The organism is Paenibacillus taichungensis, from assembly GCF_003287275.1.
Taxonomy (GTDB): domain Bacteria; phylum Bacillota; class Bacilli; order Paenibacillales; family Paenibacillaceae; genus Paenibacillus; species Paenibacillus taichungensis_A.
In genome coordinates this window covers 75,324-94,823 of sequence record NZ_QEVW01000026.1, presented here as the reverse complement: position 1 = coordinate 94,823, position 19,500 = coordinate 75,324, and the positions used below count along the sequence as shown (strand labels likewise).

Below are 19,500 nucleotides of genomic sequence, written 5' to 3'. Positions count from 1 at the left end.
GCGTTCATGCCGAGGTGTTTTTTTATCGTTATTCTCATCCAATATTTTCTTGCCTAATTCGACAACTTCATATACTATTTTCACATTACATAGTGCTTCAAGCATGCTGTTTTTGGGTAGGGCGTAGTCGAAAAGGCTTACATACAGGTGTGAGGGGAAGAGGATCTCGGATGGTCGGTTTTTTCAAAAAACGTTTGGTTGTTCGCATTGTTGCCATAGTTACATTGGTCATTATGATTATATCTGCGGGAAGCATGCTGCTTCAGTTGGCGAATATGAAGCTAGCCGCGCAGGAGGCCATATCGAGTTACAATATTCAGATTGCCGAGAGTTATGTGAAACAGCTGGATACAGGGCCATATGTGGAATTTGCCAAAGATCCCAAGGAAAACGACGTGTTCTTGAAGATTCGTGATGAGCTGGATGATTTTCGTGTGAGCATCGGTGCGATGTATGTGTATTTTGTGAAAATAGACGATGCAGGCACGCCTCTCATTATGGTGGACGGCATGAAAGATTCAGATAAAGCATCACCGATCAATGAAGTGACGGATATCCCAGGCGATGCAGTCCAAAAGCTTCTGCAAGGGAAAACAGCCAGTTCCCCTATCATTAATAACGAGGAGTATGGCGAATATATTTCCTCTTACGCTCCGATTTTGGACAGCAAGGGGACCTTAACGGGTGTGATAGGAATCGATACAGCTGTATCGGTCATTGGAAGCATTGAGTCAGATATTATGAAATCGAGCATTCCATTGTATGCCCTGTTGTTATTCATTACGCTTGCAGGCATCGCGGTTGTATTGTGGTTCATCGTAAGAGGACTGCGACCGCTGAAACCGCTGAAGGCAAGCGTCGAACAAATGGCGCAAGGTGAGCTGGCGGAAGCCAACCGAATTCTGACAGCGTATCGGCTGCAAAGTGAGGATGAGATTGGCAGCACATTCAAGGCGATGATTCATATGTCTGGGGACTTAAATAAAATGATCGGCGATATGGTCGCAGGTGTCTCGGTTACCACTGATATCCTCTCCAAATCAACGGAACAATTCAGTCGTGATGCAGAAGACATGCTTATAATGAATAAGAGCGTTGACCAGTCCGTACAGCAAATTAGACAGGGCGCACACACCCAGAAGCATGGTGCTGGTGACAGCGCCAATGCGATGGAAGAAATCGCCAAAGGTATTACGGACATTTCAGAGTCTTCTACAGCCGTGTCTGACGCCGCAACAACTGCGCTTGCTACGGCACAATCAGGTAAGCAGAGCATGATGCAAATGAAGAAACAGATGGAAAGCATTTCGGCTGTATCTGCTGAAGTTGTAGCCATGGTCCAAGTGCTTAACAACTTCTCGCAGCAAATCGGCGGTGCGCTTCATACGGTGCGGGATTTTGCAAGTCAGACCAAGCTACTGGCGCTGAATGCTTCAATTGAAGCCGCTCATGCAGGAGAGCATGGGAAGGGATTTGCCGTTGTAGCGGATGAAGTACGAAAATTGGCGGAGGCTTCAAGCGCATCTGTGCAGGCGATATCCGATTTGTTGCTTGGCATTCAGCAGGAGTCCCAGCACATCGGATCACAGATGGATGTTACCTCGCAAGAGATCGGCCAGGGGGTGACGAGCACAGCAGAAGCAGAGCTTGCCTTCACGCATATGGTTGAGGCGTTTCGTGTGGTAACACATCGTATCCAGGAAGTATCCGCAGCAGCGGAGGAGATATCGGCGGGTTCCGAGGAAGCGGCAGCCTCGGTCAATACGATCTCTCAAATTTCATCTGGCGTTTCAGATCATTCGGATGACATTTATCGTTTGACAGGGGAACAGTCGAGTATGTTCCAGAAGGTGGCACAAACGTCCACCCTGCTGAGGCGGCAAACGATTGAGTTGAGCGAAGCTGTAAGAAAAGTAAAGGTATAAGGGAAGCAAGCAGCAAGCTGAAACCTTATCAAATGTGGAACACTCTGGTGTAAGCACCGGAGTGTTTTTTTTGATCCCCCAATTATGACTTAGACTCTGCCATCATAACTGATCCAGCTCAATTGCCTGTCTGAAGCGTTGAGCAAATCGCTCAGCGGCTATGGCAACCTCCTTGGATTCGGTCTGCACGAAGCCGATTTGCATTTTAGGTTGCTCGATCGAGGCAATCTCTACCATTTTTGCAATGCCTTCTTTCCATAGCGGATGTTGGTGGAAGGAGAAGTCATGGCCAATGGTAGCGGCAATATTATTTCTTAAAACGGTGGTGATTGCTTCCGAGTTGTTCGTTTTGAAGAGGATGGACAGAGGGCCGTAATCATACGCGAACTCCTGCAGGAAATCTTCGATGAATCCATCACGATACAGAGCCAGCTTATGTTCTTTTAATTGTTCGGGAGTAACCCGGTTAAGCTTGGCTAGATCGGATTGGTGATGAGTGCATACGACCAGTTTACCTGAATACATGGGACTGAAATGCAGTCCATCGAATTCCCGCAATTGTTTGGCGTAGATGGCGATGAAGCCCAGGTGGGTTCTGTTGTTACGGATGTCTTCAATAATTTCCATGGAACCTTTCTCTTCAATGGCAATATTCAATTGAGGGTGCTCGCGTTTCATATCTGCAGCAGTCTGAACAAGGTAAGGCATCACACTTGGAAAAGTGGCAACATGCAGGTCTCCGGTTAACGAGGATGTCTCGGCATTCAGGGATTTCAATTCATCGATGCGCTGCAAAATATCGAGTGCCTTGGCAATAAACTGTTTGCCTTCAAGGGTGGGAAACGTTCCATGCCGCGAGCGTTCGAACAGGATCATACCCAGCTCATTTTCAAGACGATGGACAGATTGGCTGATCGCCGACTGAGTAACGTGCAGGTGCTCCGAGGCGGCCGAGAACGATTGGGTTTTGGCAATTTCAACGACATATTCAAGCTGTTCCAAGTTCATGGTTTCATCTCCGTTTTAGCATTAGTACAAGTAATATTAACATTAGTATCTATAAATATGAATAATACGTGAACAGCGATATAATTAATAGACAGTAGTTGAGTCTCAGTTAGACAAGATAAACCAAAGGGGATGTGTCTCATGAAAGCAGCAGTATGGTATGCCAAGAAAGATGTCCGGGTCGAAGAACGGGAAATACCGGTAGCCCAATCAGGACAGGTAAAAATTAAAGTCGAGTACGCAGGGATCTGCGGTAGTGACTTGCATGCTTACCATCATGGCGTTGGCATTCAGGAAGGGCAGAACCACCCGCTTTCAGGACAGAAAGCGCCGCTGATACTTGGTCATGAGTTTGCAGGAACGGTCAGTGAATTGGGAAGTGATGTAAGCGGTATCAGTATAGGGGACCGTGTTGTTGTTGAACCGTTGTATCATTGCGGACAATGTGAGTACTGTATTCAGGGGCGCTATAACCAATGTACCGAGTTCGGATTTGTGGGACTGAACGGTGATGGAGGCTTTGCTGAATACGTTGTGGTTGAGGCGTATATGGTGCACAAATTGCCGGATAACGTATCCTTTGAAGAGGGCGCACTGGTTGAGCCTACAGCGGTAGCCTTCCATGCAGTTCGCCATAGCAAATTAAAAGTAGGTCAGAAGGTTGCTGTATATGGTGCAGGTCCGATTGGATTGCTGACGATCCTGTCAGCCAAAGCTGCTGGAGCTTCCGCGATCTATGCAGTCGATGTATTTGAAGAACGCTTGAATTTGGCTGCCAAGCTGGGAGCCATTCCGGTGAATAGTGCCAAAGTTAACGCTACTGAAGTGATTTTGCAGCAGTCTGGCGGAATAGATGTAGCATATGAAGCGGCAGGTGTACAGCCAACCATGGACAGCGCCGTAGCCGTGATCAAAAAAGGTGGAGAAGTTGTTGTCATTGCAGCAATTCCAAATCCACTTCAGGTGAATTTCTTCGACCTGTTAGTGAAAGAAGCGAACCTGACAGCAACGCTGGCCTATCGTCATATTTTCCCTGAAGTCATCTCTTTGATTGCTGAGGGAGCACTTGATGTGAAACAGGTGATTACCAGAAAAATCAAGCTGGACGACATCGTTCAGGAAGGACTTGAACTGCTCATGACCGACAAGAGCCATGCGAAAATTTTGGTGCAGATCGGCGGTTAATCGTGGGGAAAATGAAGCGACTAGCATTTGCTGCTCGACTCCGATTCTTTAGCTCAGAATAACGCTGAAAAGGGATACCCTCCGTCATATAATGACTTATGGGTATCCCTTTTTGTGTTATCCGCGCTTATTACTATTTGCGAGAATTATGAATCATAACGGTAGCAGATCGCTTTGCCTCCGCCACTCTCGGAACTGAATTCCGGGTCTTCTACAAAACCGAAACGTTCGTATAATCGAATCGCGTTGACCATCTGACCCCCCGTATATAAATACACCGTATTTTTGCCCATGTGTTTGGCAGATTCAACGCATTGTTGAAGCAGTTCTCTGGCAATACCGTGACCTCTCCACTTGGGATCGACGCCCAACAGTCGAATAAACGGATAATCAATAGGCAACTCGAAGTTCGGGTAAGCCTTATGCGCGGTCTCGAACAATTGGACCGTTCCGACAATCTGATTATCTATTTTGGCAATCCATAATTGCTTGATGTAAGGATTGCTCGGCGATTCCCGAATATCCTTCAAATAATGTTCCCATTGTTCCTGTGTTTGGAATGTCTCCCGGTACTCGGAGTAACTTTCAATGAGAATATGTACAATTTCTTCATGGTCAGCTTCTGTAGCGGGATGAATCGTTACTGCCGTTGTCATCTCAAGTTCTCCTTCTGATCTAATCTTGGTTTGATAAGAGATATAGTTGACTTGAATTGTATCACACCCAATGGTACTGGATTCATTCAAATTTTCTATATATGACTCATAAAATTCTATGAGTTGGTATATCCACACAAGCACATCCAAGGTTCGCACGTATAAGGTTCATTATAGACGGTTGAGCTGTGTGGAATACAAATTATTGCGATATTCGGTAGGTGTGTTGCCTTCGTATTGTTTGAACATGCGCAGGAAGAGTTTGTAATCCGAAAAACCGCATTGTCCTGCAATTTCTTTCACACTGGCATTGGTATTGAGCAGCATTTGCTTGGCCCGGCGAATCCGTTCCGTAAGGATATAGGTTTTGAGTCCAATGCCTTTCTCACGTTTCACCATTTTGGAGATATAGTCCTTGTTAAAATTAAAAGTCTCAGCAATCTTACCCACCGTAATGTCGGTATGCAGATGAATATCCACCCACTTGCAGATGTGGTCAACGATCGCATTATGCGGTCGATAACCAGCCTGTGTGTTGCGTTCCAGTTCTTTGAGCAGCAGCAGCAATGCTGCGTCTGCTTCTTCCGGTGAGAACGATGAACTATGCAGCAATTGCTTGAACAGCTGATTGGCGGTGGACGGAACCTGAATAGTCGCATGGGTGGGATACTGGTCGAACTCTTCCTCAATTGAATCATAATGAACCCAATAAAAGCTGACGGGAGCATCGCTGATCTGATAGCCATAATGGGTGCGCCCAGCTCTCAGAAACAGCAGATCATTAGCCCGAACCACGAACTGCTCGTCCTCCTCCGCAATGTACATCTCGCCCTCCAACATCAAAATGACCTCGTGAACAGGCATGCTGCGTTTCATATGGCTCCAATTGCCTTCGGTTATGAACTTGCCGCACAGATAATGTTCCAATGGTTTTTGCATAGGACGGATTTCTCCACCTTTTCTTGGATTATGAGTCTGATGTAGCTGTATTTTATTTGATAATATGAGGATATTCAAGGCCTGTATGAAGAAAGAACGCAAGAGACAATTGAATTGCAACACGGATTTTACCCTTTGTATATCTATAAAAGTATTTCTAAATATCCACTACATACCGAGGAGGAGCGAGCAGAATGATTGAAACCAAAAAGGGATTTCTGGGACCTGAGCATGTCAATCTGTTAAATGGCGTTTTTCAAACGTCACAGGAAGTTGGAGAAAAGTATTTGTTATCCCTCGACATTGACCGTTTTCTGGCACCATGTTTTGAGGCCCATGGGTTACCGGCAAAAAAGGAACGATACGCGGGTTGGGAGGCACGCTCGATTAGCGGGCATTCCCTTGGACACTATCTGTCTGCCCTGGCTGTGACCTATCAGGCGACAGGTAATGATACGTTAAAGCAGACGCTGGACTATGCCGTCAGCGAGCTTGCATCCATTCAACAGACAACAGGCAGCGGATATATTGGCGGCTTGTCCGAAGAAGCCTTCCGCATCGCATTCCGTGCAGAGCATATTGGCAGTTTCAATATCGGCGAATACTGGGTGCCTTGGTACAGCGTGCACAAGATCTATCGCGGACTAATTGATGCATACAAATTAACGGGCAATCAGCAGGCACTGGAGGTGGTAACACGGTTTGCGGATTGGGCGGTAGAAGGTCTAAGCCCGATGACCGAAGAACAGATGCAAACGATGCTTCAAAGTGAGCACGGTGGAATGAACGAAGTATTTGCACATTTGTATGGAATCACCGGGAAATCTGTATACCTTGAGATAGCTAACAAATTCACACATCAATTAATCCTCGAACCGTTGGAACACAAGCAGGACGATCTTCAGGGCAAACATGCGAATACGCAGATTCCGAAAGTCATCGGTGCAGCCGAAATCTACAATCAGGACCATAACCATGAGAGCTACCGAACAGCGGCGGAGTTTTTCTGGGACACTACGATTCATCATCGGTCTTATGTATTTGGTGCTACGAGCATTTCGGAGCATTATGAAGCGAAAGGCATGGAGAGTCTGGGCATCAAAACCGGAGAGAGCTGCTGTACCCACAACATGATGCATCTGACGAAGCAGCTTTATACCTGGAATCCCGACAGTGCCTACATGGACTATTATGAAAATGCGATCTACAACCACATCCTGGGTACACAGGACCCGGACACAGGGAACAAAACGTATTTTGCATCCACGCTGCAAGGCCACTACAAAATCTACGGTACTCACGATACCGCCTGGTGGTGCTGCACAGGATCTGGCATGGAGAACCCGGGCAAATACGCAGAGGCAATCTATTTCGAGGAGGAGCAGGATCTGTACATCAACCTGTATATTGCTTCCCAATTGGATTGGAAATCCCAAGGCATATCGTTGAAGCTCGAAACCGAATTTCCTTATTCGGAAAAGGTAACCCTTACAATCACCGAAGGCAGCGCCTCGGCCAATCTTAGACTACGCGTGCCCTCATGGCTGCAGGAGCCAATGACGGCAACGGTCAACGGGGATACGGCTCATCCGCATACCCGGATGGAACCCGGATACCTCGACATCGAGCGCACATGGACTGCTGGCGATGTCCTCACCATCACGCTGCCGATGTCACTTCATCAATACACGTCCCGGGATGATACACACAAGGTGGCATTCCTGTACGGCCCGATTGTGCTGGCAGGGGCTTTGGGAAGCGAAGGGCTGCCCGAGGATACCATCGTGGACGAAACGGCACTGAATCCCAAAACTGCACCTGTACCTGTGATCTGGACAGAGCAGGAGGATGTGCACGAGTGGATCAAGGTCGTGGACGCAAGTACGTTGACGTTTGAGATCAGCAAGGATGTCACTTCAGACGGTAACCCGGTGAAACTGATTCCGTTCTATGATGTACATCATGAGTTCTATACGGTCTATTGGCCGTTTAACGATGAAGGGGATGCACTGGAGAAGGAATTGAATGATATCACCATCGACAGGGTGCAGCCCGATGGTCAGCAGGATGAGATCGGACATCATCTGGATAGCAATTGCCGTGCAGAACATCATAACGGTTCATATACAGACAGCCGCAACAAGCTGCATATGTGGCGGGAAGCCTTTGGTGTCAGTGGGGCTTACTTCAGCTACCAGCTGGCAGTGGATGGTGCTGCACCGAACTATGTATGCGTAGCATACTGGGGCGGGGATCATTCTCCTTTTGAACGGGAAGGAATACGGCATGAGAGAATATTTAGTATCGCCGTCGATGGACATGTAGTCGGTGAACAGCGGATTCATATGAACAAGATCGGTGAAGTATTCTACGTTACCTATGATATCCCTGAGAAGGTTACGTCAGGCAAAGACAGTGTGCGAGTTGCATTCCAGGCGTTGGACGACAACGGATGTGCCGGGAAAGTCGTGGAGGTACGTACAACGCGCAGCAAACCGGAATCTATCTTCTCATAAAAGAGGCATTGTATGAAAATGGGCAAACACAATGTTATAATAAGAGCAACATGCGGATTAGGTAAAAGAGGAGGTTGGAAGTGTGGCAAAACCGGATAATAAAGGCATCTATAGTTTTCAGGATTGGTTAACTTGGGAGGGGACTTGGGAGTTAATTAACGGCAAAGCGTTCAATATGTCTTTAGCCCCTACCTCATTACACCAGTTTATTGTGGGTGAGCTGCACTTCTCCTTGCGTACTTTTTTTCAGAATCGGAAATGTATCGTATTTGTTGCTCCCTTTGACGTGTATTTCAGTGAGAATGAACAGTATGACGTACCTGATCATGTTGTCCAACCGGATTTATCGGTGGTTTGTTCCAAAGACCAAATATCCAAAAACGGCTGTCAAGGTGCGCCGTCTCTAATCATAGAAGTACTTTCTCCTTCAACTGCGCTGAAGGATTTTAACGAGAAGTTTAATCTGTATCAGAAATATGGTGTGAATGAATACTGGATTGTTGACCCTGGCAATCAGACCGTTCATGTGTACACATTGGAAGAAGGCAGTTACCAGAACCGTCAACTGTACACGGAGCAAGAAACGATTCAATCGGTGTTATATCCGGAACTTGCGATTCCGCTTCGAAATTTATTCAAGCTGAATTAGATCTGAGAATATCATCATCACTCCGGCGCCGGGCGTCGGGGTGTTTTTTTTGCTTTTTATCGAATAAGCCCTATATAAAAAATGACACGCACAGCAAATTTCCACGTATTACCTGATAACATTTCTTTTTCCGCCACGACTGTTCAAGGGCACCAGACTCGTTTCCCAAAGGTTACAAAATCTTATCCACGTTGTCCCTCTAAAGATGAAATGGGATAAGCCCAAGCCACGTATATTATGAATATCCATATTAATCCACCCGAATGCGGCAACATCATGTACAATGAAATAAAGTTCCAATGGTAAATATCGACATAAAGCTCCAACACATAGCGCGAAAGGAGGTCTGATGATTTACATGATAAAGTACATAAAACTGCTGGGGCTGATCTTCGGCGTTGTAGTCATGAATGTTCTATTGTTCTCACCAGGATTCATCGGACTGGAGTTTGGCGGGGGAGCATTTACGACAGCGCTCTCCGTGACATTTCTGTTTGGCAGCGTGATGGCTCTCTTCTATGGAAGCTACACTTTGTTGTTCAGACAGCCTGTAGTCTTGCCCGTGAAGAATATCGAAACCCATGAAGATTATGTGGAAGCGTTATCCTTTTATCGACGTATTAAAGTGCTTGAGGAAGATATCACATTGGGATTATCTCAACTAAGCCGCATGAAGAAAAAGAAAGAAACCCTCCTGAACGTGCTGAATCAGCGATTTGATCCGGGGGAACTGAGTTACAAGAAATTTGCTTCGGTCACCCTCGAGGTGGAGAAGTTGTTATACCTCAACATCCGAAGTGTACTTAACCGACTTAATGTGTTCGATGAAGCGGAGTACGCCAGCCTGATGAAGTCCAAATCCGCAACACTTCCCCAGAAGCTTTTTCAGGAAAAGACCAAAGTATATAACGATTATCTCAGCTATGTGAAAAACTCTCTCCATTCCAATGAGGAAATTCTTTTGAAGCTCGACCAGTTAATGCTGGAAATCTCCCGCCTGGACAGCTTTGAAGCAGGCGATATTGAACAGATGCCTTGTATGCAGGAAATTGACCAATTAATCAAGCACACCAAATTATACAGACAGTGAGGGGTTGTACGTATGGCTAAGAAGGGAAAGTTTTTTTTCATATCGATCTTAATGCTGGTACTCGTGTTTGGGCTCGTATATGCAGGCATCACGCTGACGTCGAACGTGGGTAAATCCAGTACACAGGTAACGACAGAGAATGCAGGCAAAGAATTAGGCAAGCTGTATGCGGACATTGCTCCGGCAACGGCTGAACCTGTGAAGGGACAGATTGATCTCGATCCGGTGGATGTGGCTGAATCACTGCCGGACATCTCCAAATTTCCGATCACGGTCGAGAATACAACGAATGATTATGTAGAGATCTTTTCTTCCATCGAGAAGGCGGGAACCGGAGCGGATGGCTGGTTAACCGAAGTAACCGAAGAGTTCAACAAGGCTAACATTACCGTTGGCGACAAACAGGTTTCGGTAAAATTACGTAATATCGCATCCGGTACGGCGGCTGATTATATTAAGTCTGGTAAATATGTGCCTGATGCGTTTACCCCTTCGAATGAGTTATGGGGCGAGATGGTAGCTGCAAGCGGAGTAAAGACTGACCTGGTATCCAAAAGACTGGTGGGGAACGTTCCCGGCATCGTCATCTCCAAAGCCAAATATGATGCGCTGGTCGACACGTACGGCTCGGTTAATGTAAAAACCGTGACCGAAGCGATTGCGAACAATGAGCTCGCGATGGGATACACCGATCCATTTGCCAGTTCCACGGGGCTAAACTTTCTCGTGACGGCACTCAACACATACGACAGCTCCAACCCGCTTGGAGAGAAAGCGATTGAGGGTTTTGAGAAGTTCCAGGCGAACGTACCGTTTACGGCGTCCACAACCATTCAGATGCGTGAGGCAGCCAAGTCAGGCCGACTGGACGCATTTGTACTGGAATACCAGACTTACGTAAACACCGCAGATCTGAAAAGCGGATACGTCTTTACCCCTTTTGGCGTAAGACATGACAGCCCGTTGTATGCACTGGGGCAACTGCCGCAGAACAAGCAAGAGATCATTAAGAAGTATGCAGAATTCGTAACCCAAGCGAAATATCAGCAATCGGCTGAGGAATTCGGCTTCAACGGTTTACAGGATTATAAGTCCGAATTGAACACAGTGGATGGTGGCACCTTGTTGTCCGCACAGAAAGTATGGAAAGAGAAAAAGAACGGCAGTAAACCGATTGCGGCCGTATTTGTAACCGACGTATCCGGGAGTATGGACGGCGAACCGCTGAACCGACTCAAGGAATCATTGCGCAAAGGTCAGAAGTTCCTGGGCACAGATAACAGTATCGGCCTCGTCTCCTACTCTAGTGGAGTAACGGTGAATTTGCCAATTGCCAAGTATGATACGAATCAGCAGTCGATGTTTGTGGGGACGGTGGATAGCCTGCAAGCGGGTGGCGGTACGGCAACCTTTGATGGAATCGTCGTGGCGATGAAGATGCTGGAAGATTATATGGCAACTGATCCGAATGTGAAGCCACTAATCTTTGTCCTAAGTGATGGAGAAACCAATGAAGGTCATACACTGAAGGATATTCGTGATCTGGTCGAGACGTACAAAGTGCCCATCTATACGATTGGTTATAACGCGGACATCAAAGCTTTGGAGAGCATCTCCAGTATTAACGAAGCAGCGAGCATTAACGCGGATACCGACGATGTGGTGTACAAAATCGGTAACCTGTTCAACGTGCAGATGTAGCACCTGTATTGCACACGAAATGACTAATGTAAGGTTCATTATTCCATTTTATATAGCACGTAATTGAAGGGGGAACTTGGATGTCGTTTTCGATGGAGATACCTAGCCAGAAGGAAATTCAGAAGGTGATTGAGGAAGAAGTAAAGCCTGTACCTGCCGAGGTGGCAGAGCTGCAGCAAGTCGCAAATGCCAATGTGGAGATGATCATGACACTGGATCTCGAATCGTTGGAGAAACGCAAGGAGATCCTGCAATCCATTGACGGCTTTGGCATGAACACGATGAGATCCTCTTCCGAGAAAAACGCGCTGCTTCAAGTCTCCGTTGGACATCTGTCCAAGACGGGAGACGAGGGCGGTCAGGTCGCCAAAGGCTTGACCGAGCTGCATATGCAGCTGAAGGATCTCGACCCGAGCGTGGTCGATTTTGCCAAGACTGGATTGCTCGGCAAATTGTTTAATCCGCTCCGGGCCTATTTCCTGAAATACCAGAAGGCTGATGCGGTCATCGCCGATATTGTGACCTCGCTGGATAAAGGCAGAGCGACCTTGAGGAACGACAATACTACACTGGAGATTGAACAGCAAAATCTACGGGAACTCACCAAACGATTGCAAAAGGAAATTCAGCTTGGGGTGCTGATGGATGAGTCGATTGACGCACAGATCGAAGCCGCCAAAGTGCGTAATGAGGACCCGGAGAAAGTCCGTTTTATCACGGAAGAAGTGCTGTTCCCGCTACGCCAGCGGGTCATGGATTTGCAGCAAATGTTGGTGGTGAACCAGCAGGGCATCATGGCCATTGAAGTCGTCATCCGCAACAACAAGGAATTGATCCGCGGTGTGGATCGTGCCAAAAATGTAACGATCTCGGCATTGAAAATTGCCGTCACCGTCGCGAGTGCACTCTACAATCAGAAGATTGTATTGCAGAAAATTGAACTGCTTAACCGGACGACCAACGACCTGATCGCAGGTACGTCCAAAATGCTGAAAGATCAGGGCATTGCCATCCAGAAGCAAGCTTATGATGCCAGCATTTCCGTCGATACGATGAAGCAGGCGTTCACGGATGTGCTTTCCGCGCTTGACTCTATCAGTGTGTATAAACAGGAGGCCTTGCCACGGATGCGGGAGACCATTAATCAGTTCCGTGAACTGGCGGATACCGGGGAACAACAGATTCAGCGGTTGGAGAAAGGGCAGAAGCTGGGTCTGTAGTTTGGAAGGTAGTCAGAAGGTGTAGAGGAAGTTACATGCATGACCTCAAAAAACGGTTGAACACAGATAAACTCTGGTTCAACCGTTTTTTTGATCTTGATGCTGATTAGGTCAAATCTCGTTGAACATGGAGGACGTAGGGGATCAGCAGAAGAAGCAGAGCCAGTGAAGCACTCAGGGCAAGCAGCAGGCTTCCTTGGATTAATAACAGTGCTCCCAGAGCTGCACCGATCACAAAAATAACCCAGGACAGGGCGAGTACTGCCCATTCGGAAGCAGGAGCCTTACCCCGAACAGCTTTGGCCAGTGCCTGTCCAATACCGAATAATGTGCCTGTCACAAAACCTTTGCCCACGTCAGCATGAGCAACCATCTGGTGCATGGTGTTTTGCATGCCCATGGCGACGGCAATCGGGAAAAGCACGCTCTGTGTTTCGAGGAACAGCAAGAATACAATGGCGCCAGCGAAAAGCAGGGATTCAAAGCCCAAGATGCCCGCCAGTCGCCATTTGCCCGATCGATCTGTGATCAACGTACCAATAAAGGCGCCAACAACGAATAAAAAAATGACCAGACCTATATTCGTTAATACAGCGGAATCTCCTTCAAATAGCGCGATACCAAGCTTGGTACTGTTACCACTCATGAAAGACAGATAGATTTTCCCCAACTGCAAATAGCCGACCGCATCAATGAAACCGGAGATCAGCACAAGCACACATGACAGCAGAAGCCGGGAAAGACCCGGCTCCAGTCGTTCTACGGTATGTCCCACACGTTTGCGATCACTTGCCGAATCGGAAGCAGAATCAGAAACCATGATGTCCAACCCCTTTTCCATGTTACTGGAGTGGTTACGTGATATATAACAGAAGGATCACTAACCCAAACCTATATTTAATTGGTAACGGTCGTTGGACTATGACTTCGTTTTATTCGGGTCAGGTGCGATAAAAAGAGTATCATTCGGAAGCTGTTCGGCTTCCTCTTTGGACATTTCCAGATTCGTGGACAGCACATCATCCGGATTGCCTGCGAGCCACTCGCTCAGATCAATAGCTTCATAGTGTCCACTGTTGAACCCGATTAACACACGGCAGACCTCATCTCCCGTATTTTTGATATAGTGGCCCGCACCCATTGGGGCATATCCCACATCACCTGCTTCGAATTGCTCTGTCACTGCATGACCTTCTGCGAGAAATACGGTCATTTCGGCAGTGCCGCTAATGTAATACTGCCATTCGTCGGCGTTGGGGTGCCAATGCATCTCTCGTAATGCGCCGGGTTGCAGCTCGATTAATGATCCGGCCATCGTAGTGGAGATGGGGAAATCTTCGACAGTAACCGTGCGCTGAGTTCCTCCGCCTGGCGCTCGTCTGGGCTGCTTGGCATGCAGCGGATATCGGTGGGGAGTCGTCAGCTCCGAATTGCGGCGATACGTTCCGGAAGAGGAGCTGTCATTAGGGACAGGCCCTTTGACGAAGTAGGCTTCGCCCTGAGGCAATTTCGCTGCACGCTCCGGGGTAATCCCGAGATTTTGGGCAACAATGTTATTCGGTGTATGAGACAGAAAATCGGTAATGCTGAACGTGTGATCTTCCGAGAAATCACCATTATCAAATATCAGAATAAAATGGCATTCGTCCGGTCCCAATCCCTGAATGGAGTGTCCGTAACCACGAGGGAAATACCACACATCTCCTGGCTCAAATGTATCGGTGTATGCATGTCCGTCGGGATGTATGACGGTGGTGCGACATGAGCCGCTGATCACATAAGCCCATTCTGCCGCATTGGCATGCCAGTGCAATTCACGCATGCCTCCTGGTTCCAGGCGCATGGATACGCCTGCAATTCCAATGGACGCAGGGAAATCCCGAACGGAAGCACCGCGGGTAATACCGCCAGGGCCCGTACGGGGTTCTTTTTGTTCAAGCCGATATTTGAAAGATGTCATCATGATTCCTCCTCATATTATATTAGGTACACATGTAAATAGTTAAATATGGCGTTCATACCTTTTACCCATATTTTGCGAAACTATTCAATTGATTCCTGATTAATATGAGGCAAAAGAGAGACTTTCATTCAACTTTTATGTTGGGTTTGCCAATACAATTGTGCTTAGGGCGCCTTATACGGGGTGTGATACACTACATTGCCAGGTTTGTAGTTAATGATTTTAAATAACTCATCTGCCATATAAGCAGGGCTATGTTTGAATTCCTGCCGAATCCATTCAATAATCATGCCAAAGATCGCGTGGGATTGATAACTTGCCAGCAGCTCGCGATTAATATGGGACGGAAATATTTCGTTCAGGTCCTGAAGGGCAAGGTCACGCAGAACATCGCAGATCATTTGCTGAAAGTTAGATGATGCTTCTGATTTGACGACAAGGGTGTAGAATTGCGCATGCTGATGTACATGTTCGAATATTTTGATTGCCGAAGAGGGCATATGACTTACTTCAAATATTTCTTTATCCAGATACGGTTCACGATAGGAGAAGACCAGATCCTTAATGATGTCATCGATGATCTCATTGAACAGGTCTTCTTTGTATTGATAGTGTCTGTAAAAGGTGCCCCGATTCAGATCCGCCAGCTGTACGATATCAGTAATGGATATTTCTTTGAATGACTGCTTTTGCATCAATTGGATGAGGGCATCCTTCAGTGCCGCTTTGGATTTCTTGATTCTTCGATCCATGGAACTCGGAAGTTCGGTCATATGCAGTACTCCTCGTAAATAGGTATTTTAAGATAAAGTACATTCGGAATTAGAAGTGTTGATTAACGTACAATTGGGCAAGCTTTTACTGATTGAACAGGAATGCTATGACTTATTATACTAAGGATAAGAGTTAATGAACATTTGTTTGTTAACTCATTGTAAACGAATACATGGAGGTTGATACAATATGAGACTTCAAGATAAAGTAGCTGTAGTAACTGGTGCAGGTTCCGGCATGGGTAAAGCAATTGCAACACTGTACGCGCAGGAAGGTGCTAAGGTGGTTGTATCGGATATCAATGAGGCTTCAGCGCAGGCGGTTGCTGAGGATATCAAGGCAAATGGTGGAGAAGCAACGTTTGTGGTTGCGAACGTGGCGAAGGAAGAAGATATTCAGAACCTGATCGATACGACGGTTAACACCTATGGAACTGTGGACATTCTGGTCAATAATGCGGGTATTATGGACAGCATGGAACCAGCTGGCGACATTGTGGATGACAAGTGGGAGCGGATCTTTGCGATCAATACCACAAGTGTTATGCGTGCTACTCGTAAAGTGCTGCCAATCTTCCTGGAAAAACAAAAAGGTGTTATCGTCAATATTGCCTCAGCAGGCGGATTGCATGGTGCGCGTGCAGGCGCAGCTTACACCGCATCCAAACATGCGGTTGTTGGATTCACAAAAAATACAGGCTTCATGTATGCTCAGCAAGGTATTCGCTGTAACGCGATTGCTCCAGGTGGGGTTGAAACCAATATTGCCTCCACGATGACAAACATTAACCACTTCGGTGCCAGCAGACAACAGCTGGGAATGGCAATTAATCCGCGTGCAGGAAAAAGTGAAGAGATTGCACAGGTGGCGCTGTTCCTTGGTTCGGATGAATCCAGCTTCGTGAACGGAACAGTCGTAACGGCAGATGCAGGATGGAGTTCTTACTAATCCATCGTTCATAACTGAAATATGCAAAGAAGCTCATACCAGTGTATGGGCTTCTTTTTGCATGTCCACAACAGGCGAGAAGGTGGGACATTAGGTCAGCAGGACAAACGTTTGCACAGACATGTCTACGCATTCCCGGATAACGTAAATAGGGACGAATCCCGAACAATCAAACGGTGCGGAATAATAACCGGATTCTGAGGCAGATGTTCACCATTTAGAATTTTTAACAATACCTGGACTGCAGTATAGCCCAGCTGATAAGTTCCGATATCAATTGAACTAAGCGGCGGCGAAGCAAGTTCCGATAAGGCAATATTGTTAAAGCTCACAACACTTATATCTTCAGGAACGTTGTATCCCAGCTCAGCCAGAGCACGAAGCACACCAAAGGCAACATTGTCGTCGATAACGACGAGCGCGGTTGGCCTGTCGGGTAGCGACATGAACAGGGACATCGACCGGAAGCCGCTTTCCTGCAGGAATTCTCCCTCCACGATCCAGTCATTGTTAGCATCAAGACCCGCTTCTTCAAGCGCATTTTTGTATCCGAGCAGGCGATCATGAGACAACGTCAAATCTGGTGGTCCGCTAACAAATCCAACGCGTTTATGCCCTTGGGCAATCAGATGTGTAGTTGCATCGAAAGCCGTCTGTACATTGTTATTGTCCACCATCGGAGCATCAGGATGCGTTTCGCTGCGGCCAATCAGTACAAAAGGGAACTTTTCCGCCTCCAAAAACGAAATAATCGGATCTTCCCGTTTGGAGCCAAGCAGCAAGATGCCATCCACGCGCCGCCCATGCACCAGGCGAGATATGGCATTTAATTCATCGCTGGAAGACGTTTCGGTTGAGAGAAGAAGTTCATAATTCATGCGGGTGGCATGGGTAATGATTCCCCGAAGCAATTCTCCGAAAAAGTAGTTCTGAAACAGCTCTTCAGCAGGTCGGGGCAGCATGATACCCAGGGTTTGAGTCGTTTTGGAAACAAGGCTTTTGGCCATCATATTTGGATGATAATTCATTTCTTTCATGATTTGCTTCACTTTGAGTGATGTTTCCGAACTGATTCTGGGATGGTTGGAAATAACCCGTGAGACCGTAGAAGGGGATACACCCGCCAATTTGGCAATATCTTTGATTGTAATCATGTGAAAAATCCCTTCTGTACAAGCATTTCAACATGTCTCCTATGTTAATTCAAAGACTTCGATAAATCAATTGCTAACTGCTTCATGGTGAAGAGGGGAAACGAAAAATAAAGGAAGATGGTGGGAGATCAAGCAAATAGGAAATTACAGAAAGAAACACCACAAAAGTGACGGAAAATGAACGAAAATGACTTGTGCAAACGTTTGTACAAATAAAGTTTGCTGTTGTATGATGTTATTGTCATTATAGCGCTTACATTAATTAAATCAACATACTTCTTAGAGAATTCATCCCGATTACATAAGGATTGGGCCAGTTCGAGGTTAATATGAGCAAACGTTTGTATTACTTTCAAACGGATACACGGCGAACTTCGGAGTACAGGAACAGTACACAGAAAAACGGATGAAAAGCGCGAGTACAGCATCGATCATGACCACGAAAAGGGGGAAATACAATGAGAAAATGGCACCAAGCAGCACTTGCAGGATTCATGGCACTCACACTTACCGCATGTTCAAGCGGAGGTGGAGGCGCAGCGCCAACCACAACAGACAGCGGTGAGACTGGAGAAACCACAGTGACCGCGGAAAATATTCAGCCAGAAGAGGGCGCAAGCCTTGTCATATGGGAGGATAAAAATCAGAGCAGCTTTATCGAGGAGCGTGCGAAGAAATTTGAAGAGGAGTACGGCGTTTCTGTAAAGATTGAGGAATTGCCGCCGACCGATCAAGTGACTAAGCTGACCACGGACGGACCCGCGGGATTGGCTGCGGATGTGGTCGTTTTCCCACACGACAAGATTGGCAGCGCTTCAGAAGCCGGACTGATCTTGCCGAATGATATTTTTGAGCAGGAGACTACGCAATCTACCAGTGACAATGCGGTTAAAGCCGTAACCTTCAAAGACATCTTATACGGATATCCCTACAGCGTAGAAACCTATGCGTTGTTTTATAACAAAAAGCTTTATCCCGAAGCACCAAAATCATTTGATGACATCATCAGCTTTGCCAAAACCTTTAATGACCCCAAAAACAACAAATACACTCTGATGTGGGAGCTCCAGCAATTCTATTACAACTTTGCTTATCTGGCTTCCCAAGGTGGATATATCTTCGGCGATGAAGGCATGAACAGCGAGGACATTGGCCTCAACAATGAGGGAGCCATCAAGGGCGGTCAGTTCCTGCAAACGCTGAAATCGGAAGTGCTGCCTGTAAAAATGGGCGATGTGAACTATGACATCAAGAAAGGTCTCTTCTCAAGTGGGAAACTGGCCATGGATATTAACGGACCTTGGTCCATCGCCGATTATCGCAATGCTGGCATTGACTTCGGTGTGGCTCCACTCCCGGCAATTGAAGGCAAACCAATGACGTCCTTCTCTGGAGTCAAGGCATATTACGTCAATGCATTCACAACCTATCCGAACGCTGCCAAGCTGTTTGCGGCCTATCTCTCCAGTGCCGAATCCCAGATGGTCAACTTTGAGATGAACGGAACTCTCCCGGCTAATAAAGACGTGGCGGCAGATCCGAAAATTCAAGGCGATGAAATCACAAAGGCATTCCTTGAGCAATTCAACAACTCCACCCCAATGCCTTCGCTTCCTGCCATGGATAGCGTATGGGGTCCCATCAGCGCGGCAATTACCGACATATGGGATGGAGGCAAGGATGTGAAAACCTCTCTGGATAACGCAGTCAACCAAGTCAAGGAGAGCCTTGCAACTGTCCAATAAAAAAGAAAGAGCAGGTGCAGGGGAAGC

The 19,500-nt window shown here is 46.9% G+C and carries 16 protein-coding genes; 9 read left to right on the top strand and 7 right to left on the bottom strand.

Translation table 11 applies throughout. The features are described from left to right. Window positions 1-170 precede the first annotated feature (170 nt). Entirely contained in the window at window positions 171-1,925 is a 1,755-nt protein-coding gene (locus DC345_RS29275) for a methyl-accepting chemotaxis protein (RefSeq protein ID WP_113056128.1), read from the top strand. 102 nt (window positions 1,926-2,027) lie between these two features. Here the strand turns inward: DC345_RS29275 and DC345_RS29270 are convergent, their stop codons facing one another. Next, complete coding sequence (locus DC345_RS29270; protein ID WP_113056127.1) at window positions 2,028-2,933, bottom strand: LysR family transcriptional regulator; 906 nt, start codon at window positions 2,931-2,933, stop codon at window positions 2,028-2,030. Between the two features lie 141 nt (window positions 2,934-3,074). Here DC345_RS29270 and DC345_RS29265 point away from each other — a divergent pair, with 141 nt between their 5' ends. Then, window positions 3,075-4,118, top strand: a complete 1,044-nt coding sequence (locus DC345_RS29265) for a 2,3-butanediol dehydrogenase (RefSeq protein ID WP_113056126.1) — start codon at window positions 3,075-3,077, stop codon at window positions 4,116-4,118. Window positions 4,119-4,264: 146 nt separating this feature from the next. Here the strand turns inward: DC345_RS29265 and DC345_RS29260 are convergent, their stop codons facing one another. Together DC345_RS29260 and DC345_RS29255 are read right to left on the bottom strand one after the other, a co-directional pair. Further along, window positions 4,265-4,774, bottom strand: a complete 510-nt coding sequence (locus tag DC345_RS29260) for a GNAT family N-acetyltransferase (protein ID WP_113056125.1) — start codon at window positions 4,772-4,774, stop codon at window positions 4,265-4,267. A 171-nt stretch (window positions 4,775-4,945) separates the two neighbouring features. Then, a complete protein-coding gene (locus DC345_RS29255) occupies window positions 4,946-5,713 on the bottom strand; it encodes a helix-turn-helix transcriptional regulator (protein WP_113056124.1) in 768 nt (255 codons plus the stop codon). A 194-nt stretch (window positions 5,714-5,907) separates the two neighbouring features. Between DC345_RS29255 and DC345_RS29250 the strand changes: the two genes are divergently transcribed. From DC345_RS29250 to DC345_RS29230, 5 genes are all read left to right on the top strand, one after another. After that, window positions 5,908-8,229 (top strand): beta-L-arabinofuranosidase domain-containing protein, encoded by a 2,322-nt coding sequence (locus tag DC345_RS29250; RefSeq protein ID WP_113056123.1) that lies wholly within the window; start codon window positions 5,908-5,910, stop codon window positions 8,227-8,229. An 82-nt stretch (window positions 8,230-8,311) separates the two neighbouring features. Next, window positions 8,312-8,878, top strand: coding sequence for a Uma2 family endonuclease (locus DC345_RS29245; RefSeq protein ID WP_113056122.1), 567 nt, complete (start codon window positions 8,312-8,314; stop codon window positions 8,876-8,878). 358 nt (window positions 8,879-9,236) lie between these two features. Then, window positions 9,237-9,968 (top strand): hypothetical protein, encoded by a 732-nt coding sequence (locus DC345_RS29240; RefSeq protein ID WP_258530914.1) that lies wholly within the window; start codon window positions 9,237-9,239, stop codon window positions 9,966-9,968. A 12-nt stretch (window positions 9,969-9,980) separates the two neighbouring features. Then, window positions 9,981-11,669 carry a vWA domain-containing protein gene (locus DC345_RS29235; protein ID WP_113056120.1) on the top strand — a complete coding sequence of 563 codons (1,689 nt, stop codon included), beginning with the start codon at window positions 9,981-9,983 and terminating at the stop codon, window positions 11,667-11,669. Window positions 11,670-11,749: 80 nt separating this feature from the next. After that, a complete protein-coding gene (locus tag DC345_RS29230; RefSeq protein ID WP_113056119.1) occupies window positions 11,750-12,889 on the top strand; it encodes a toxic anion resistance protein in 1,140 nt (379 codons plus the stop codon). Window positions 12,890-12,995: 106 nt separating this feature from the next. Here the strand turns inward: DC345_RS29230 and DC345_RS29225 are convergent, their stop codons facing one another. From DC345_RS29225 to DC345_RS29215, 3 genes are all read right to left on the bottom strand, one after another. Beyond that, entirely contained in the window at window positions 12,996-13,709 is a 714-nt protein-coding gene (locus DC345_RS29225; protein WP_181586774.1) for a YoaK family protein, read from the bottom strand. Window positions 13,710-13,808: 99 nt separating this feature from the next. Further along, window positions 13,809-14,849: a cupin domain-containing protein gene (locus DC345_RS29220; RefSeq protein ID WP_113056117.1), complete on the bottom strand. Its 1,041-nt coding sequence runs from the start codon at window positions 14,847-14,849 to the stop codon at window positions 13,809-13,811. A gap of 167 nt (window positions 14,850-15,016) precedes the next feature. Next, window positions 15,017-15,625, bottom strand: a complete 609-nt coding sequence (locus tag DC345_RS29215; protein WP_113056116.1) for a TetR/AcrR family transcriptional regulator — start codon at window positions 15,623-15,625, stop codon at window positions 15,017-15,019. Between the two features lie 190 nt (window positions 15,626-15,815). Here DC345_RS29215 and DC345_RS29210 point away from each other — a divergent pair, with 190 nt between their 5' ends. Beyond that, window positions 15,816-16,574, top strand: coding sequence for an SDR family oxidoreductase (locus tag DC345_RS29210; protein ID WP_064640518.1), 759 nt, complete (start codon window positions 15,816-15,818; stop codon window positions 16,572-16,574). 125 nt (window positions 16,575-16,699) lie between these two features. Here the strand turns inward: DC345_RS29210 and DC345_RS29205 are convergent, their stop codons facing one another. Beyond that, complete coding sequence (locus DC345_RS29205; protein ID WP_064640517.1) at window positions 16,700-17,728, bottom strand: LacI family DNA-binding transcriptional regulator; 1,029 nt, start codon at window positions 17,726-17,728, stop codon at window positions 16,700-16,702. Window positions 17,729-18,186: 458 nt separating this feature from the next. Here DC345_RS29205 and DC345_RS29200 point away from each other — a divergent pair, with 458 nt between their 5' ends. Next, a complete protein-coding gene (locus DC345_RS29200; RefSeq protein WP_113056115.1) occupies window positions 18,187-19,473 on the top strand; it encodes a sugar ABC transporter substrate-binding protein in 1,287 nt (428 codons plus the stop codon). The last annotated feature ends 27 nt before the right edge of the window (window positions 19,474-19,500 follow it).